The organism is uncultured Draconibacterium sp., from assembly GCF_913063105.1.
Lineage (GTDB): Bacteria > Bacteroidota > Bacteroidia > Bacteroidales > Prolixibacteraceae > Draconibacterium.
The window spans coordinates 182,963-197,337 of the sequence record NZ_CAJXYQ010000007.1; the positions used below are offsets into that span (position 1 = coordinate 182,963).

Annotated in this window: 17 protein-coding genes; 15 read left to right on the forward strand and 2 right to left on the reverse strand. The window is 40.0% G+C overall.

All coding sequences use genetic code 11. The features are described 5' to 3' along the window. Positions 1-49 precede the first annotated feature (49 nt). Positions 50-544: a response regulator gene (locus tag QZ574_RS09365; RefSeq protein WP_297089142.1), complete on the reverse strand. Its 495-nt coding sequence runs from the start codon at positions 542-544 to the stop codon at positions 50-52. A 145-nt stretch (positions 545-689) separates the two neighbouring features. Between QZ574_RS09365 and QZ574_RS09370 the strand changes: the two genes are divergently transcribed. The 15 genes from QZ574_RS09370 (at position 690) to atpG (ending at position 13,476) form a co-directional block, all read left to right on the forward strand. Further along, positions 690-1,454 (forward strand): type III pantothenate kinase, encoded by a 765-nt coding sequence (locus tag QZ574_RS09370; RefSeq protein ID WP_297089144.1) that lies wholly within the window; start codon positions 690-692, stop codon positions 1,452-1,454. A 98-nt stretch (positions 1,455-1,552) separates the two neighbouring features. Continuing rightward, positions 1,553-3,466: a 1-deoxy-D-xylulose-5-phosphate synthase gene (dxs, locus tag QZ574_RS09375; protein WP_297089146.1), complete on the forward strand. Its 1,914-nt coding sequence runs from the start codon at positions 1,553-1,555 to the stop codon at positions 3,464-3,466. 81 nt (positions 3,467-3,547) lie between these two features. Continuing rightward, positions 3,548-4,729 (forward strand): HAMP domain-containing sensor histidine kinase, encoded by a 1,182-nt coding sequence (locus tag QZ574_RS09380; protein WP_297089148.1) that lies wholly within the window; start codon positions 3,548-3,550, stop codon positions 4,727-4,729. A 177-nt stretch (positions 4,730-4,906) separates the two neighbouring features. Then, complete coding sequence (locus QZ574_RS09385) at positions 4,907-5,452, forward strand: DUF177 domain-containing protein (RefSeq protein WP_297089150.1); 546 nt, start codon at positions 4,907-4,909, stop codon at positions 5,450-5,452. 82 nt (positions 5,453-5,534) lie between these two features. Beyond that, positions 5,535-5,720, forward strand: a complete 186-nt coding sequence (rpmF, locus tag QZ574_RS09390) for a 50S ribosomal protein L32 (protein ID WP_297089152.1) — start codon at positions 5,535-5,537, stop codon at positions 5,718-5,720. A 280-nt stretch (positions 5,721-6,000) separates the two neighbouring features. Continuing rightward, complete coding sequence (locus QZ574_RS09395) at positions 6,001-6,999, forward strand: beta-ketoacyl-ACP synthase III (protein WP_297089154.1); 999 nt, start codon at positions 6,001-6,003, stop codon at positions 6,997-6,999. 114 nt (positions 7,000-7,113) lie between these two features. After that, a complete protein-coding gene (locus QZ574_RS09400; protein WP_297089155.1) occupies positions 7,114-7,527 on the forward strand; it encodes a polymer-forming cytoskeletal protein in 414 nt (137 codons plus the stop codon). Continuing rightward, positions 7,490-7,741 (forward strand): AtpZ/AtpI family protein, encoded by a 252-nt coding sequence (locus tag QZ574_RS09405; RefSeq protein WP_297089156.1) that lies wholly within the window; start codon positions 7,490-7,492, stop codon positions 7,739-7,741. Before QZ574_RS09400 ends, QZ574_RS09405 begins: the two co-directional genes overlap by 38 nt. Next, positions 7,738-8,118 carry a hypothetical protein gene (locus QZ574_RS09410; RefSeq protein ID WP_297089157.1) on the forward strand — a complete coding sequence of 127 codons (381 nt, stop codon included), beginning with the start codon at positions 7,738-7,740 and terminating at the stop codon, positions 8,116-8,118. The genes QZ574_RS09405 and QZ574_RS09410 overlap by 4 nt, the downstream gene beginning before the upstream one ends. A 216-nt stretch (positions 8,119-8,334) precedes the next feature. Continuing rightward, positions 8,335-9,489: a F0F1 ATP synthase subunit A gene (gene atpB / locus QZ574_RS09415; protein WP_297089159.1), complete on the forward strand. Its 1,155-nt coding sequence runs from the start codon at positions 8,335-8,337 to the stop codon at positions 9,487-9,489. 60 nt (positions 9,490-9,549) lie between these two features. Further along, complete coding sequence (gene atpE / locus QZ574_RS09420) at positions 9,550-9,810, forward strand: ATP synthase F0 subunit C (protein ID WP_297089162.1); 261 nt, start codon at positions 9,550-9,552, stop codon at positions 9,808-9,810. Between the two features lie 66 nt (positions 9,811-9,876). Next, entirely contained in the window at positions 9,877-10,371 is a 495-nt protein-coding gene (locus tag QZ574_RS09425; RefSeq protein ID WP_297089164.1) for a F0F1 ATP synthase subunit B, read from the forward strand. Between the two features lie 2 nt (positions 10,372-10,373). Then, entirely contained in the window at positions 10,374-10,919 is a 546-nt protein-coding gene (gene atpH, locus QZ574_RS09430; protein WP_297089167.1) for an ATP synthase F1 subunit delta, read from the forward strand. A gap of 21 nt (positions 10,920-10,940) precedes the next feature. Next, positions 10,941-12,518: a F0F1 ATP synthase subunit alpha gene (gene atpA, locus QZ574_RS09435; RefSeq protein ID WP_297089169.1), complete on the forward strand. Its 1,578-nt coding sequence runs from the start codon at positions 10,941-10,943 to the stop codon at positions 12,516-12,518. An 82-nt stretch (positions 12,519-12,600) separates the two neighbouring features. After that, complete coding sequence (gene atpG, locus QZ574_RS09440; RefSeq protein WP_297089170.1) at positions 12,601-13,476, forward strand: ATP synthase F1 subunit gamma; 876 nt, start codon at positions 12,601-12,603, stop codon at positions 13,474-13,476. Between the two features lie 71 nt (positions 13,477-13,547). Here atpG and QZ574_RS09445 read toward each other — a convergent pair whose 3' ends face one another. Next, positions 13,548-14,354, reverse strand: coding sequence for a ThuA domain-containing protein (locus tag QZ574_RS09445; protein ID WP_297089172.1), 807 nt, complete (start codon positions 14,352-14,354; stop codon positions 13,548-13,550). Positions 14,355-14,375: the final 21 nt, after the last annotated feature.

Sequence of the window (14,375 nt, forward strand, 5' to 3'; positions counted from 1 at the left end):
TAACAGCCCGGAAACACAACAGCAAAAAAACTATTGTGACAAAGGCATTTTAAAGTTCGAGGTCAAAAAAGATGGAAACAAAGGTGATAATCATAATAATGAGGAAAAGCATAATAAAGAAACCAACTACGCCCAATTTAAACCCCTGGCTTTGTTTATTGCGTTTGCTCGATTTCTTTAATCGCTCAATAGATTCTACCAATTTTTTAGGTGCCTGATCATTTTTTATAATATAATCAGCGGCACCTAACTTCATAATCTTTACCGCAACTTCTACATTATTCTGGGCACTCAAAAAAATACAGTCAACATTACTATTCTCTTTTTCAAACTTTAGCATAAGCTCCAATCCATTAATTCCTTCAGAAGAATAATCCAGAATAATAATATCTGGTTTTAAATGAATGTGTTGAAGGCACTCTTCTCCGTTCTTAAAAACTTTCAGCCTCGAATACTTTTTTGATTTTAAATAACCGGCAATTAAGTCCTTATAAACAACGCTGTTTTCGATAAGAAAAATTAATGGATTTTTTGTCTCTTGCATGATTTTAGATATGTTGTTAGTGCCTGCTTTAAAATTACTATTAATTTTTTTAAAAACAATACCGTCGCTTCCAACCAAAAAAGTTCATATATCTTATTACGAAATTTATAAATTAGGTACTTTTGAGCATTCGCAAAAAAAGATTATGTTACTTGCAATAGATATAGGTAATACGAACATCGTTTTTGGTATTTACGAAGATGAACAGTGCATAAGCGATTGGCGTATTCAAACCGATCAGTTAAAAACAGCCGATGAATACGAAGTGATTTTCAGATCGCTGTTAAGTGCCGGAAAAATATGCCGCACCGAAATTTCAGGAATTATTTTAAGCAGTGTAGTACCAACCTTACTGCACCCATTTCGCGAAATGCTTAGCGGGCTTTTTGAAAAAGCAAGCATTAACTTTGTAACTCCTGACATTTACGATAAACTACCTGTTAAAGTGTTAAATCCGTTTGAAATAGGAACCGACCTGGTTGCCAATGCTACTGCAGCCTACCAGAAATACGGCAACAACACAATGGTAATTGATTTTGGTACCGCTTTAACATTTACTACCATTGGAAATAACTCAGAGATTTTGGGCGTTGCCATTGCACCAGGCCTGCGCACTGCAGTTGGGGCTTTGGCCGGTAAAACCGCACAACTGCCGCAAATTCATCTTGCTCCTCCACCTTCGGTTTTAGGCGAAAACACCATCCATGCCATACAATCAGGAATAATATTTGGCTACACAGGGCTGGTAGATTCTATTGTAGATAGAACGGAAACAGAAATGAACAAAACACTTACCATTGTTGCAACAGGTGGGCTGAGTGCAGTAATGGTTCCCTTAAGTAAAAAAGTAGAAATTGTTGAACCGATGCTTACCCTCGATGGCTTGATGCAAATCAATTCATTTCTATAACATCGTATTTCTCATTCATTTTTACAAGTAATTTTATTTCTTTTGCAATGAACAAACTGTGCCTTAACAGTTGTTATGTTTCTATAATTTTCGGATATATGAGTGATGTGAAGGGGAAGCTGCTTGAATCAATAAACAATCCCGACGATTTAAAAAAAATACAGGTTGAACAACTCGAAAGTGTTTGTGGCGAACTGCGCGATTACATTATCGATGTGGTTTCAACCAATCCAGGGCATTTTGGAGCAAGCTTGGGTGTTGTTGAACTTACCGTTGCCCTTCACTACGTCTACAACACTCCGTTTGACCAACTTATATGGGATGTTGGCCATCAGGCTTACGGACATAAAATACTTACCGAACGTAAAAATAAGTTTAACACCAATCGAAAATTTAAAGGCATCAGCGGTTTTCCAAAACGCTCGGAGAGCGAATATGATGCTTTCGGTGTAGGGCACTCCTCCACTTCAATATCAGCTGCCCTTGGTATGGCTGTAGCCGCAAAAATTAAAGGCGAAACCGAACGGAAGGTTGTGGCAGTTATTGGCGATGGGGCAATGACTGGCGGAATGGCTTTTGAAGCATTGAATAACGCAGGTGGAGAAAATGCCGATATCCTGGTTATTCTGAACGATAACAATATGGCCATCGACCCCAGCGTTGGCAGTTTAAACAAATATTTGTTGAATATTTCAAAGTCGGACACCTACAACCGAATGAAACATGACGTTTGGGAAGGATTGGGGAAACTCGATGGTTTTGGAGAAAAAGCAAGGCGGTTTATTCAGAAAAACCAACATGCTTTAAAAAACATGATCTTTAAGGAAAATAACCTTTTTGAAGCCTTTAACTTCAGGTATTTCGGCCCTATTGATGGGCACGACGTGGTTTACCTGGCCAAAGTATTAAACGACCTTAAAGATATTCCGGGACCAAAGCTTTTGCATGTAATTACCCAAAAAGGAAAAGGTTTTAAACAAGCTGAATTAAACCAAACCAAATGGCACGCTCCCGGAGTTTTTGATAAAGAAACCGGAGAAATTTACCAATGCGAATGCGCTGCTGACAGAGCACCTAAATTTCAGAATGTTTTTGGCGATACCCTGGTTGAGTTGGCCGAACAAAACGAAAAAATTGTTGGAATTACGCCTGCGATGCCTACCGGATGTTCCATGAATAAAATGATTGCCAAAATGCCCGACCGTGCTTTTGATGTAGGCATTGCAGAGCAACATGCAGTAACATTTTCGGCTGGGCTTGCCGCCCAGGGTATGGTTCCTTTTTGCAATATCTACTCAACATTTATGCAGCGTGCCTACGACCAGGTTGTACACGATGTGGCCATACAAAACCTACCGGTAATTTTTTGTTTAGACCGCGGCGGATTGGTTGGCGAAGATGGCCCCACCCACCATGGCGTGTTTGATATTGCCTACATGCGATCGATCCCGAACATGATTGTTTCTGCCCCGATGGACGAAATTGAACTGCGCAACCTGATGTACACAGCCCAACTTGCTGAAAATAATCAGCCTTTTTCAATACGTTACCCACGTGGATGTGGCATAAAAACCGACTGGAAAAAGCCCTTCGCTAAAATTGAAATTGGTAAAGGCCGAAAACTAAACGACGGAACAGATATTGCACTGCTAACTATAGGAAAAACAGGAACTTTTGTGCAAAGCGCAATTCAGCGACTTGCCGAAAAAAATATTTCTGCCGCACACTACGATATGCGTTTTGTAAAACCATTGGACAAGGCCCTGCTTGTTGAGATTTTTGAAAAATTTGATCAGCTTGTAACCATTGAAGACGGAACCATTCAGGGTGGTTTCGGTAGTGCAGTTCTTGAATTTATGGCTGAAAAAGGCTACAACAATAAAATTAAAATATTAGGTATTCCCGATAAGTTTATTGAGCACGGAAGCCCAGAAGAACTCTACAAAGAATGTGGTATCGATTCCGAAGGTATTGTTCGTGCGGTTCAAGCACTTTTAGTTGAACACCAATAAAACAAACCACCGGATCTTATTGTCGGTATAATATTTTTATCTTTAGGTCGTTCTCAAAAATGTACTTAAAACCATTTTGTTTTGGACATATATCTGAAAAGACGACGGGGAAAAATTTTACTTCTATTTATTGCAGTACTTATTGGGGTTGCATCGTTGCTATACACCAACTGGCTTACAAAAAGAATGGCCATTGAAGAGCGCAACAAAGTTGAAATTTGGGCCGAAGCAACTAAAGGCATTATTGATGCGGGTATAAATATAACTTCGCCCGAAATGAGCCAACTACAAACACGTTACCTGAATTTTCTGATTATGGTAACCGAATTCAACTCAACCATTCCTATAATTGTAGTGAATTCCGACGGAAGTTTTAACACCGACCACAATATTCATTATCCCGCAGAAAGACGCAATGAAGTACTGAAAAGAGAACTGGAAAAAATGCAGGATTATGCAGAACCTATTCGAATTGAATTTCCGGAAGAAGAATACCAGCTGCTCTATTACCGCGAGTCGTCTATTCTTCGCAACTTACGTCTTTATCCTGTTATTCAGCTTATTGTAATTCTTATTTTTATTGTGGTTGCCTATTTTGCATTTAATGCCACCAACCGCGCCGAACAAAACCAGGTTTGGGTGGGTATGTCGAAAGAAACCGCACATCAACTGGGTACGCCCATTTCGTCGCTTATGGCCTGGATTGAACTACTGAAGCTAAAAAATGTTGATCCGAACCTGATTAAAGAACTGGAACAAGATACAGCAAGGCTGGAGCGAATAACCGAACGTTTTTCAAAAATCGGGTCGAAACCGGAACTGCTTAATGTAAATTTGATTGAAGCTTTAAACTCGGCAATTAATTATTTAAAACGCCGGTCTTCTGATAAAGTTAAATTTGAAATAAAATACGACCAGCAGGCAACAATTGAAATTCCTTTAAATGCGGCCTTGTTTTCGTGGGTAATCGAGAACCTGTGCAAAAATGCCATTGATGCCATGGGAAATAACGGCACCATCAGTATTGATGTAAGCGAAAAAGCCGACCAGGTTTGTATCGATCTTACTGATACCGGTTGTGGAGTTTCCAAAAAACATCAAAAATCAATATTTCAACCAGGGTTTTCAACTAAAAAACGAGGCTGGGGCCTTGGTCTTTCCCTGGCAAAAAGAATTATTGAAATTTACCACAGTGGCCGTATCTATATCAAATGGTCTGAAATAGGTAAAGGAACTACTTTCCGAATAAATTTAAATAAATAGCCATTGTATTGAACTATTAAGTACCAATAATCATTCAAAAAAAAATATTTCTTCATCTGTTAAGGTCAACCAACTCTGGCTTAACCCTTTTGATTTACGAATAAACAGGAAAAATTCTGGCAATTTCTTCATCTGTTAATAAAAAATTTATACTTTTGCATCCACTTTTTTGGAATCGTGAGCTGGAAAAGCAAATATAACATTGAATTTAAAGGCCTTAAAGAAGGCCTTCATACTTACGATTTTGATATTGACAATAAGTTCTTTGAACATTTTGAAGAAAGCCTGGTTGACAACGGAGAAGTTAGGGTAGCCGTTGAGTTTGAAAAACGCAGTGCATTTTTAAAACTAAACTTCACACTTTCAGGGTGGTTGGAGTTGGTTTGCGACCGCTGCCTCGACAATTACCCGCAGGACATATCCTTGACAACCGAATTATTTGTAAAATTTGGCCAGGAAGATGAATTTGAAGAGGGCGACAATGTAATTTGGGTTTTACCTGAAGAACACGCCATAAACCTGGCCCAAACCATTTACGAATATGCAATGTTAAGCATACCTTTGCGTCATGTTCATCCGAACGAAACCGGAGAAAACAGCTGTAACCAGGAAATGATTAACAGGCTAAATAATATTGTGCAGCACGAAGCAGATGAAAATGAAGAAGAAGAGATTGATCCGCGATGGGCTGCGCTAAAAAATTTAAAAAACGATAAAAATTGAGCTGGCCGTGCAAAATTAAGGTGCGGGCATCTAAATTTCAATAATAATTAAATAGAAAAAATAATAATTAAAATACATTACAATGGCACATCCAAAGCATAAAACATCGAAAGCGAGAAGGGATAAAAGACGTACGCATTACAAAGCTACTGCCCCTACTTTGGCTACTTGTTCAAATTGCGGAACTACTGTAAAATACCACACAGTTTGTCCTGAATGTGGTTACTACAGAGGTAAACAAGTAATTGAAAAAGAAATTGCATTATAGTTATTGAAGTATCCGGAATACCCGGCTTTAACTATTCAAAATCCATTTTTGGTTCATTCCGGAAATGGATTTTTTTGTATCCCTAAGCTATATCCGCAAACATTTTCTGATTTTTCGAACAAGTTTATTAATAGTTCTGCTGTCTAAACTATTTTTTCCATACCACAGTTCATATCTCTACACATTTCTTTGTGGTGTCTTTGAATTCACTCTACATTTAACCCCGGTTTTTAAAACAACCACAAAATATTTTCTATAAACACAAATATTAAATTGAACGATGGCTAATATTAGGGCAGCAATCACAGGAATTGGAGCCTACCTTCCGGAGTACCGCTTAACAAACGACGAACTCAGCAAAATGGTTGATACGTCGGACGAATGGATTATGCAGCGGATTGGGATTAAGGAACGCAGGATATTGAAGGAAGAAGGAAAAGCAACCAGCGACATGGGAGCCTGGGCTGTTGAGGATCTGCTAAAAAAAACAGGCACATCAGCCGATGAAATCGACATGTTAATTTGTGCCACCATTACCCCCGACATGAACCTGCCGGCCACCGCCAATATTATCGCCCATAAAGCTCAAATACATAATGCCTGGAGTTTTGATTTAAACGCGGCCTGTTCAGGGTTTATTTTTTCGTTAGCCACAGCCACACAGTTTATCGAATCAGGACGTTACAAAAAAGTAATAATCGTAGCAGCAGAAAAAATGTCGTCGATTATTAATTACAAAGATCGTACAACCTGCCCGCTTTTTGGCGATGGTGCAGCCGCTGTTCTGGTTGAACCCACCACCGAAGATGTTGGTGTAATCGACTACATTAACCGCGTTGACGGCTTGGGACGCCACCACCTGCACATAAAAGCCGGAGGATCGTTAAAGCCAGCCTCAGCAGAAACCGTTAAAAATAATGAGCACTTTTTGTACCAGGAAGGGCAGGCGGTGTTTAAAGCAGCGGTATCAAGCATGGCCGATGTGGCAGTTGAGATTATGCAAAAACACAATATCACTTCGGAAGATGTTGCCTGGCTGGTTCCGCACCAGGCCAATATGCGCATTATTGAAGCCACGGCAAAACGCATGGGAATTAGCAAAGACCAGGTAATGATAAACATTAGAAAATACGGAAACACTACTGCTGCAACAGTGCCACTGTGCTTGTGGGATTACGAAAAACAACTGAAAAAAGGCGACAACATTATTTTGGCTGCCTTTGGTGCAGGATTTACCTGGGGAAGCACCTATTTAAAATGGGCTTACGATTCGGAATAAAAAAATACACTAATTCCATACTGATGCTTTAGCGAATCCATATTATTTTTGCTGAAGATTCAATTTGTTGTATCTTCAAGCACCATTTTAAGGAACGTTAAGCAAGTATAAACCATGGCAAAACAAAGTGCAAGAACATTTGGCGACACCCCCGATCAGGCAATCAACATTTTAGGAGATGGCACAACTATTAAAGGCGACATTACTGCAAACAGCGATATTCGAATTGATGGCCAGCTTGTAGGCAACCTGGAGGCTAAGGGCAGAGTTGTAGTCGGCCCAAAAGGAAAAATTGAGGGAAAAGTAAGCTGCAACAATGTTGAAATAGCCGGCTTTATTAAAGGAAAGGTTAAGGTGGAAGAGCTCCTGAACATGAAAGCATCAGCTAAAATAGAGGGAGATATTATTGCCGGCAAGCTCGCTGTTGAACCAGGAGCGGTTTTTACCGGAACATGTGCCATGGGTGGTAGTTCGGCACCAGTTGCTGAGAATGAAAAACAAAAAAGCTTATACAACCAAAAAAGCTAACTCGTTTATTCGGTATTCCGGTTTAGGGTTTGAAATGATGGCCACAATCGCCGGATTTACTTTCCTTGGTTATAAAATTGACCAGTGGATGCAAAATGAGTTTAAAGGATTTACCCTCGGCCTGATGATTTTGGGCGTGCTTGTTGCCATTATCTATGGAATTAGAAATCTTTTAAAAACCGAAAACAAATCAAAAAAATCAGATCGAAAATGAAATCTTTTCTTGCAAAACTTACAGGAATAACTTTCGCAATAGCCTTAATTGGCGGGCTGGTTTTTTCATTGGCATTACCTCAATATTATATTCCCATTCTCCCATTTTTATTGCTTTTCTTTTACCTTACAACGCTGGGCATTCATTCGTTCTTGCTAAAAATGTCGAAAAAGGGTATTGGAACATTTACCCGTAGCAGCATGCTCGTTACCACTTTTAAACTGCTTTTATTTTCCGTTTTAGCAGTTATTTACATTGCAATTGACAGAGATAATGCACTGTCATTTGTAATTTATTTTATGCTGTTATACATTATTTACTCTATTTTCGAAGTTGTTGAGATTTCCAAAATCACAAAATCTAAAAATAAGCAATAACTCCGTATCCTACCTTATTTTCATCCATATAGGTTTTTAAACATTGTTATTTATAAGCTGAAATTGGTTAAATTACATTCATGGTTCAAAAAATCTTATAAATTTGTGAACCTAAGGAGACAAAACAACGTTTTATCTATCTGATAAATTTTACTCAGAATGCGTTTTTTCAAACGGGTGCAGACAAGTTAAAGAAAGAAAAACTTAAAATTAACCATGCTTAAGCTTACAAAAGCCATCTTTATATTCTTTGCCTTTTCGTTATTAAGTTATGGCCAGCTTCATGCTCAACACGGGCACGAAGAAGAAAAGACACATAAAACAGAAGGTCATTCTGAAGAAGGCGAATCACATACCTCTGACGCACACACTGATAAAGAATTTAATGCCGGAGAGTTTGTAATCGATCACGTTTCGGACTCGTACGATTGGCATATCGTATCGTTTGGGTCCAAGCACGTCAGCATTCCTTTACCAATAATTGTCTACAGTAAACAACCCGAGTTGCACGAGGGGCAAGCATTTCATGTGTTTATGTCATCGAAGTTTCATCACGGGCACAGCGACTACAAAGGTTTCCGCATTTCAAAAAGTGAAGCATTCAAAGGTAAAATTGTTGAGTTGGATGCTGCAGGACACGAAATTGGAACACCCATTGATATTTCAATCACAAAAACAATTGCCGGTATTTTTGTATCGATAATTATTTTATTGTGGCTGGTTTTTGCAGCAGCCAACCTGGCTAAAAAGAATAAAGGGAAAGCGCCTTCAGGAATACAAAATACCCTGGAGCCAATCATCATTTTTATTCGCGATGAAGTGGCAAAACCTGCCATTGGCGAACATAAATATGAAAAATTTATGCCCTTTTTGTTAACCCTGTTCTTTTTTATCCTGATTAACAATGTTATGGGATTAATACCTATTCCACCCTTTGGAGCCAACGTTACAGGAAATATTGCGGTTACCATGGTATTAGCCTTGTTTACTTTTTTGGTTACAACAATTAATGGAAACAAACATTACTGGAAAGAAATTTACAACCCCGACGTACCCTGGTGGTTAAAATTCCCGATTCCCTTAATGCCAATTGTTGAGCTTTCGGGTGTAATTACAAAACCTTTTGTTTTAATGATCCGGCTTTTTGCCAACATGATGGCGGGGCACCTGATTGTTACCGTATTTATTGGGCTTATTTTTGTGTTCGGCAGCCAATTTGGTCCGGCAGTAGGCCTGGGAGTAAGTCCGGTATCCATTCTCTTTTCAGTATTTATTTTATTACTCGATGTTTTAGTATCATTTATTCAAGCATATGTTTTTACCCTGCTTTCGGCCATCTATTTTGGAATGGCGACTGCAGATCATCATTAATATTTAAAATTAAAAGCTATGTTATCAGCTATTTTAACAGTATTGCTACAAGCAACAGAAATGTTACAAGCAGCTAACCCTTCAGAAGTGATGGCCGCCAAAGTGGGTGGTGCAGAACTTGGTGCTGCTTTGGGTGCAGGATTGGCTGCTATTGCTGCCGGCATTGGTATCGGTAAAATCGGTGCCAGCGCCATGGAAGCTATTGCTCGTCAGCCGGAAGCGGCCGGCGATATCCGGTCGAACCTTATCGTTTCAGCAGCTTTAATTGAAGGTGTAGCCTTCTTTGCTGTAATCGTGTGTGTGCTTATCATTTTTGTTTAGCAAAAATTTTTGGCAACCATCCCGGGGATTGCCCGGGATGCAGTTGCCTTTTTTAAACTTTAAGTTATGGAATTAATAAATCCTAGTTCGGGCACTATATTTTGGATGATTATTGCTTTCGGAGTGGTACTCTTCGTTTTAAAAAAATTTGCGTGGAAACCCATTCTCGCTGCATTAAAAGAACGTGAGGATTCGATTGCCTCCGCATTAAATTCGGCAGAAGAAGCCAAAAAAGAAGTTGCCGGATTAAAAGCCGACAATGAAAAAATTATTGCTGAAGCCCGTCGCGAAAAAGAAGCCATACTTAAAGAGGCCAAAGAATTAAAAGACAAAATTATTGCTGAAGCAAAAGAAATAGCAAGTGCTGAAGGTCAAAAAACAATTGAACAGGCACGACAGCAAATTCAGGCCGAAAAAACAGCAGCTGTTAACGACATTAAAAAACAAGTAGCTCAACTGTCTGTAACTATCGCCGAAAAAGTTATTCGTAAAGAACTTGGCAATAAAGCCGAACAGGAAAAAATGGTTAACGGACTGGTTGATGACATAAAGCTGAATTAAGTATGAACCAGAGCGCAATAACAGTACGCTATGCAAAAGCTTTCTTTTCACTTGCAAAAGAAAAAAAACAACTCGACCAGCTAAAAGCTGATATTCAGCTGGTTTATCAAATTTGTAAAAACAACGATGATCTCATCCTTTTACTGGAAAGTCCAATCATTAAATCATCAAAAAAGGCAGCACTGCTTAAACAAATCTTCGAAAATACTATTGAAACAGTAAGTCTCAATTTTCTCTTACTTATCGTTAAAAACAAACGAGAAGTTAACATCCCCGGCATTTGTCGTAATTTTCTTGAATTAACCCGTAAAGACCTCAATATTAAATCGGCCGTACTTACAACTGCCACCGAAGTTAGTTCCGGCATACTAAAAAAAGTAGAAAAATTATTGGGAGAAGAACTGAAGGCAACTGTTGAATTGTCGGCACAGGTTAATCCCGACATTTTGGGAGGACTGGTTTTACGTCTCGACGACAAACAGTACGATGCCAGTGTGGCAACCCAATTACGAAAAGTAAAACAAACTTTGTTAGAAAGCGAATTATAAACGAAAGCAAAATAATAGAACATGGCTAATATAAAACCTGCCGAAGTATCTGAAATTCTAAAACAACAACTTGAAGGCTTTAAATCAGTTGCCGAACTTGAAGAAGTAGGTACAGTATTGCAAGTTGGTGACGGTATCGCCCGGATTTACGGACTTTCGAACGTTGAGTCCAACGAAATGATTGAATTCGAAAGCGGCATGAAAGGCATTGTTTTAAACCTTGAAGAAGATAATGTAGGTGCAGTGCTTTTGGGGCGTTCTGATGAAATTAAAGAAGGCGATACAGTTAAGCGTACCCGTAGGATTGCATCAATAAATGTTGGCGAAGGTTTGCTTGGGCGGGTAGTTAACACCATTGGCGAAGCCATTGATGGAAAAGGAAGCATAAGTGGCGACTTATTTGAAATGCCTTTAGAAAGAAAAGCTCCGGGTGTTGTTTTCCGTCAGCCGGTTAAAGAGCCCCTGCAAACAGGTTTAAAAGCAGTTGATGCGATGATTCCGATTGGGCGCGGACAGCGCGAGTTGATAATTGGCGATCGCCAAACAGGAAAAACGGCAGTAGCCATCGACACAATAATTAACCAGCGTGAATTTTACGAACAGGGAAATCCGGTGTATTGCATTTATGTTGCCGTTGGACAAAAAGGCTCGACCGTGGCCAATATTGCTGCAACACTTGAAAAAGCAGGAGCAATGCCCTATACTGTTATTGTTATGGCTACCGCCTCCGACCCTGCAGCCTTGCAGTTTTATGCCCCTTACGCAGGAGCTGCAATTGGCGAATATTTTCGCGATACAGGGCGCCACGCATTAATTATTTACGACGATTTATCGAAACAAGCCGTTTCTTATCGCGAGGTTTCACTATTGCTTCGCCGCCCACCAGGTCGCGAAGCCTACCCAGGTGATGTATTCTACCTGCACTCGCGCTTATTGGAACGTGCGGCAAAAATTATAGAATCGGATGAAATTGCCAGAAACATGAACGACCTGCCGGATTGTTTAAAAGACAAAGTTAAAGGTGGTGGCTCATTAACAGCTCTTCCAATAATTGAAACGCAGGCTGGTGATGTTTCAGCCTATATTCCAACCAATGTAATTTCAATTACCGACGGACAAATCTTCCTCGAATCCAACCTGTTTAACTCAGGAATCCGCCCGGCTATTAACGTAGGTATTTCGGTATCGCGTGTTGGTGGTAGTGCACAAATTAAATCGATGAAGAAAATATCAGGTACATTAAAACTCGACCAGGCCCAGTTTCGCGAACTGGAAGCCTTTGCAAAGTTTGGTTCTGATTTAGACGCTGCAACCATGCGAGTGTTGGATAAAGGACGTAAAAATGTTGAAATATTAAAACAAGGGCAATACTCTCCGGTTAAAGTTGAACACCAGGCAGCCATTATTTATTGCGGAACCAACGAATTGCTTCGCCGCGTACCTATTGATAAGGTAAAAGAGTTTGAAACCGACTTCCTGGAAACGATGGAAATGTCGCACCGTCCTGTGCTTGATGAACTTAAAGCAGGAAAACTAACTACAGAAATTGAAGAAACCATAAGGAAAGTAGCAGCTGAAACAGCAGAAAAATATAATTAAATAGTAGAAGGTTAGAATAAAGGAATAGTAGAACCGAAGAGTTCTGATACTCCAATATTCTGCTACTACAACATTTCAAAATATGGCCGGATTAAAAGAAATACGTACACGAATAGCATCGGTTAAAACCACCCGACAGGTTACCAGTGCAATGAAAATGGTATCGGCAGCCAAACTAAAAAAAGCACAGGATGCCATTTTACAAATCAGACCGTACGCCGATAAACTTCACGAAATTCTTACATCGTTGAGTGCCAGCCTTGAAAATGTAGAAGACTCGGTTTATACACAAGAACGCGATCCTGAAAACGTACTTCTGATTTTGGTAAGCTCGAACAGAGGTTTGTGTGGTGGTTTTAATACCAACATAACAAAAAAAGCAATTGAAGTAGCTCGCGAAAAATACCCGCAACAATTAAAATTGGGAAACCTTGATTTTATGTGTATTGGCAAACAAGGTGCGCGCCAGTTAAAGCACAGAGGTTACAGTGTGGTGGCCGATGAAAACGAACTCTTTGATCATCTTAGTTTCGAGAATGTTTCGAGGGTTGCTGAAGAAAGTATGAAAGCTTTTGCCGACAGACACTACGACCGTATTGAGCTGGTTTATAATCAGTTTAAAAATGCAGCGGTACAAATTCAAGCTGCTGAGCAATTTTTACCGGTTACCATGGAAGAAAATGCTGAAGAAAACAACTTCAATTTCATCTACGAGCCAACAAAAGAACATATTATTGAGGAGCTGATTCCACGCTCGTTAAAAATACAGTTTTACAAAGCACTGCTCGATTCGCACGCGGCAGAGCATGGTGCCCGAATGACAGCCATGCACCAGGCAACCGATAACGCCAGCGATTTAATTTCTTCCCTTACCCTGGAATACAACAAGGCACGCCAGGCATCAATTACCAACGAAATACTTGAGATTGTAAGTGGAGCCGAAGCACTAAACGGATAGAAACAGGTACAAAAAACAAAGCCGGAATCGAATTAAGATTCCGGCTTTGTTTTTTGTATGAAATGCGCCTGCTATCCGTATACAGGACTAGTCCATTCTTCTTTTGGGTGGTGTAAACTTTCTGCTGCCCAACGTATACCCCGCTTCTGTATCTCAAGCGCCTCTGGTACATCGTAGTCTTTCATTACATGCCCCAGCGATGAATAGAATACACGTCCTTCTCCGTAGTATTTTTTCCAAACTACAGGCATGGTGCAACCGTCAATCCACTCAGCATGTTCGGCTGAGAATTCGGTTGTTGCCAATACTTTTACATTCGGATCAACATGCATGTAATACTGCTCAGAGTGCATATCAAAATTTTTCAGTCCCTTCGTTACCGGATCTGATTTATCGGTAATTTTTACCGAATAATCGATTACACCTCCCGGATGAGCAACCCATTGGCCACCAACCATAAACTGGTAGGCTACATTATTTCGAAACGAATCGCCAATTCCGCCGTGCCACCCTGCAAGCCCTACGCCACGTTTAATAGCCGTAAGCAGTGCTTTTTCCTGTTCTTTTGAAATCTGCCCCATTGTCCAAATCTGAACAATCAGGTCGAGCGAGTTCATCAGGTCTTCGTCGAGGTAGGAATCCAGCGTGTCTGAAACAGTTACTTCAGCACCTTCCGAACGCATCCACGGAACAAAAATATCTACTGACTCTTTAGGCTCATGGCCTTTCCAACCGCCATAAACATAAAGTACTTTTTTCCCTTTCAGCGTAGGCACAAGCTTTTCTTTACCTGCTGCCACAGTTACACCAGGCATAACCATGGCTCCTGCTCCGGCCACCATTGTTGCTTTTACAAAATTTCTTCTTGAAACCGACATGATCTATTATTTTTAGTTGTT

Excerpts from the sequence above, each read along its gene's own strand:
- QZ574_RS09395 (WP_297089154.1), top strand. The coding sequence starts at position 6,001 with ATGGCTAATATTAGGGCAGCAATCACAGGAATTGGAGCCTACCTTCCG.
- QZ574_RS09400 (WP_297089155.1), top strand. The coding sequence starts at position 7,114 with ATGGCAAAACAAAGTGCAAGAACATTTGGCGACACCCCCGATCAGGCA.
- rpmF (WP_297089152.1), top strand. The coding sequence starts at position 5,535 with ATGGCACATCCAAAGCATAAAACATCGAAAGCGAGAAGGGATAAAAGA.
- dxs (WP_297089146.1), top strand. The coding sequence starts at position 1,553 with ATGAGTGATGTGAAGGGGAAGCTGCTTGAATCAATAAACAATCCCGAC.
- QZ574_RS09445 (WP_297089172.1), bottom strand. The coding sequence starts at position 14,354 with ATGTCGGTTTCAAGAAGAAATTTTGTAAAAGCAACAATGGTGGCCGGA.
- atpB (WP_297089159.1), top strand. The coding sequence starts at position 8,335 with ATGCTTAAGCTTACAAAAGCCATCTTTATATTCTTTGCCTTTTCGTTA.
- atpH (WP_297089167.1), top strand. The coding sequence starts at position 10,374 with ATGAACCAGAGCGCAATAACAGTACGCTATGCAAAAGCTTTCTTTTCA.
- QZ574_RS09425 (WP_297089164.1), top strand. The coding sequence starts at position 9,877 with ATGGAATTAATAAATCCTAGTTCGGGCACTATATTTTGGATGATTATT.
- QZ574_RS09410 (WP_297089157.1), top strand. The coding sequence starts at position 7,738 with ATGAAATCTTTTCTTGCAAAACTTACAGGAATAACTTTCGCAATAGCC.
- QZ574_RS09365 (WP_297089142.1), bottom strand. The coding sequence starts at position 544 with ATGCAAGAGACAAAAAATCCATTAATTTTTCTTATCGAAAACAGCGTT.
- QZ574_RS09405 (WP_297089156.1), top strand. The coding sequence starts at position 7,490 with ATGAAAAACAAAAAAGCTTATACAACCAAAAAAGCTAACTCGTTTATT.
- QZ574_RS09370 (WP_297089144.1), top strand. The coding sequence starts at position 690 with ATGTTACTTGCAATAGATATAGGTAATACGAACATCGTTTTTGGTATT.
- atpG (WP_297089170.1), top strand. The coding sequence starts at position 12,601 with ATGGCCGGATTAAAAGAAATACGTACACGAATAGCATCGGTTAAAACC.
- atpE (WP_297089162.1), top strand. The coding sequence starts at position 9,550 with ATGTTACAAGCAGCTAACCCTTCAGAAGTGATGGCCGCCAAAGTGGGT.
- atpA (WP_297089169.1), top strand. The coding sequence starts at position 10,941 with ATGGCTAATATAAAACCTGCCGAAGTATCTGAAATTCTAAAACAACAA.